The organism is Polaribacter sp. 2405UD43-2 (genome assembly GCF_058147125.1).
This window is the reverse complement of the sequence record NZ_JBYVJX010000111.1, coordinates 1-234: the sequence shown is the minus strand read 5'-3', so window position 1 is coordinate 234 and position 234 is coordinate 1. Positions and strand designations below refer to the sequence as shown.

Below are 234 nucleotides of genomic sequence, written 5' to 3'. Positions count from 1 at the left end.
CCAGATCGTACTATTCTTATTGCCAATACTCACGCAGGAGATAGAGTTATTAAAGTTAAAAATGTAGAGCTATTTAAAAATCACAAATATTTAAAACTAAAAATGCCTTATAATTTAACCGAGGTAACTCCTCATTTTGAAGGTAAAGGGTCAAGACTATTTTGGGATAAGATTAATAAAAGAGGGATTAAACTTATTGAAATACATGAAATTAAACAGATTACGAACAATCGT

1 protein-coding gene is annotated in these 234 nt (G+C 29.1%); it reads left to right on the top strand.

Annotated features, from left to right (window positions below; all coding sequences use genetic code 11):
- Positions 1 to 234 (top strand): hypothetical protein (locus ACY2RX_RS14950; protein ID WP_490104754.1); only part of this gene is annotated, 234 nt, incomplete at both ends.